Source organism: Monashia sp. HAY1-5C, assembly GCF_056755255.1.
In genome coordinates this window covers 1-256 of record NZ_JBPGXG010000506.1, presented here as the reverse complement: position 1 = coordinate 256, position 256 = coordinate 1, and the positions used below count along the sequence as shown (strand labels likewise).

Below are 256 nucleotides of genomic sequence, written 5' to 3'. Positions count from 1 at the left end.
GGGATGCTCCTGCGAAGATGGGGGAATGGCCGACCTCCATCCAACCACCGAGACGGCAGGCGCCGACACAGAAAGTGCCGATCCGCTCGGCGCACGCACGGTCGGCTGGCGTGAGTGGGTGAGCCTTCCCGGCATCGGCGTGCCGTGGATCAAGGTGAAGGTTGACACCGGGGCCCGCAGCTCCTCCCTCCACGCCTTCGACATCGAGGAGCTTCCCGGCGACCGCGTGCGTTTCCGGGTGCAGCCGTGGCAGGAC

1 protein-coding gene is annotated in these 256 nt (G+C 68.4%); it reads left to right on the top strand.

From position 1 onward, the window contains the following. Positions 1-25 precede the first annotated feature (25 nt). Positions 26-256, top strand: a 231-nt coding sequence (locus tag ACR9ZK_RS22585) for a putative ATP-dependent zinc protease (RefSeq protein ID WP_481344165.1), incomplete at its 3' end; no start/stop codon positions are given.